The organism is Mycobacterium sp. (assembly GCF_049585075.1).
Lineage (GTDB): Bacteria > Actinomycetota > Actinomycetes > Mycobacteriales > Mycobacteriaceae > Mycobacterium.
In genome coordinates this window covers 1-2,072 of record NZ_JBAUZA010000420.1, presented here as the reverse complement: position 1 = coordinate 2,072, position 2,072 = coordinate 1, and the positions used below count along the sequence as shown (strand labels likewise).

Sequence of the window (2,072 nt, the reverse complement as noted above, 5' to 3'; positions counted from 1 at the left end):
CGGCCAGTAGCCCGGCCCCCAGCGCAGCGGCCGGCCCGCGGTCCGCGCCTGCGGCAAAGAGCATGATCACCGCGAAACCCGGCAGCGTGAGCCAATTGGGTAGCCGGCGCTGGCGGATGTCGTAGCTGGTCAGCGCTCCCATCCAGAGCACCGCGGCTGCCATCAGCATGCGCGGCAGGCTAGTCCAACGCGGCGATCATCGCTTCTCGCGGCGCAGGCAGCCCTGTGAATTGTTCGACTTGCGCATACGCCTGATGCAGCAGCATCTGCAGGCCGCTGATCACCCGACCGCCCGCCGCCGTCACCGCCGCCGCCAGCGGCGTCGGCCAGGGGTCGTAGATCGCGTCCAGCAGCACCGGCGCCTTGGCGAATACCTCGGCATACCGTGCCGCGACGTCGGCAGGCAGCGTATTGACCAACACCGTCGCCTCATCGAGCGACCTGACGTTGTCCAGCGCGCAAAACCGGGTCACTACCCCGACCCGCTCCCCCAGCTCGACCAATCGGGCGGCCTTGTCCGGGTTGCGCGCCACCACGGTGACATCGCCGACACCCAACTCGGCCAAGGCCACGATCGCCGCCGGGGCGGTGCCGCCGGACCCCGCCACCACTGCCCGCCCCGACGCGGTGCCAAGCGCACCCGTCACCCCGTCGATGTCGGTGTTGTCGGCCCACCATCCGCCCGGCGTCTGCACGAGCGTGTTGGCCGACCCGACCAGCTCGGCGCGTTCGGTGCGTTCGACGGCAAACTGCAGCGCGGCGAACTTGCCTGGCATCGTCACCGAGACGCCGACCCATTCCGGCCCGAACCCGCCGACCACCGCGGCCAGTTCGTCGGCGCCGCACTCGATTCGCTCGTAGGTCCAGTCGCCTAGCCCCAGCGCACGGTAGGCGGCCAGGTGCAGTTGCGGGGAACGAGAATGCGCAATCGGCGAGCCGAGCACCCCAGCTCGTCTAGCGGGCGCTATCGAGGACACCGTTGTGCTTGGCCAGCTCGATGTTCGCCAGATGCTGTTGGTAGTCGCGGGTGAACAACGTCGTGCCCTGCGCGTCGATGGTGACGAAGTACAGCCAGTCACCGGGTTCGGGATGCTCGGCCGCTTTAAGCGCATCGGTGCCGGGCGAACATATCGGCGTCGCCGGCAGCCCCTCGGAAACGTAAGTGTTCCAAGGCGTTTGCTGCGCGCGATCGGCGTCGGTGGTAGCGACTTCGCGGCGATCCAGGGGATAGTTCACCGTCGAGTCGAACTCCAATGTGCGGTGCTCGGCCAGCCGGTTGTAGATGACCTGGGCCACCTTCGGGAAGTCCTGTGGTTTGGCCTCCCGTTGGACCAGCGACGCGACCACCAAAACGTTGTACGGCGACATGTTCATCGCGGTCGCGGTGTCCAGCAGACCCGACTTCACGTACTGCCCTGTGCTGGCGCTGATCAGCGTTTCCAGAATCGTCTGGGGAGTGCCCGACGGGTTGACGTTGAACGTTCCCGGCGCGATCAGGCCTTCCAGCCGGCGGTGATCGTCGCCCATCCGGCTGGCGGGGTCGACCGCCCAGGCCGGCACTGAAAGCGAAGCGAGCGGGGTCTTTTCGGCGGCCGTCCGCAGGTCGGCGCTCGAGACGCAGCGCGTGTCCCCGTCCAGGTCGACGCAGGTGGCCTTGGAGATCATTGTGAAGATGCCGGGTGTGGTGGCATTGGTCTTGACGTCGGCGGTGTCGTCGAGTTGCTGGCCCTCGGGAATCACCAACTTGCCCACCCGGCTCGCCGGGTCGGTGAGCCGCTTTACCGCCGACGACGCCGGAAGTTGGCTGCGCATCCGGTAATAGCCGGGTTGGATCGACGAGATCGCTTCGTTCCCGTCCGCCTCCTCGAGGAACGCTTTCACGGTGCGCACAACATCATGGTTGTGCAGCGTCTCGCCGATCGCCGTGGTCGAGTCGCCGGCGTGGATCTGAATCACCAAATCCTTTTTGCCGCTGCCGGAGTAGTCATTCTGCGGGCCGAAGCTGTGCCACAGTTTGGAGCCGACGAACACGGCCGCCACCACTACGACGATGAGCAGGCCGACGGCTGATC

The 2,072-nt window shown here is 66.9% G+C and carries 3 protein-coding genes; all 3 read right to left on the bottom strand.

The annotated features are described in order from the left end of the window. A partial coding sequence (locus WB785_RS19895) for a prepilin peptidase (protein WP_424081057.1) occupies positions 1-169 on the bottom strand: 169 nt, incomplete at its 3' end. A gap of 10 nt (positions 170-179) precedes the next feature. Then, entirely contained in the window at positions 180-968 is a 789-nt protein-coding gene (locus tag WB785_RS19890) for a shikimate dehydrogenase (RefSeq protein ID WP_424081055.1), read from the bottom strand. After that, on the bottom strand, positions 955-2,072 hold a 1,118-nt coding region (gene mltG, locus WB785_RS19885), incomplete at its 5' end, for an endolytic transglycosylase MltG (protein ID WP_424081053.1). The genes mltG and WB785_RS19890, both read right to left, overlap by 14 nt.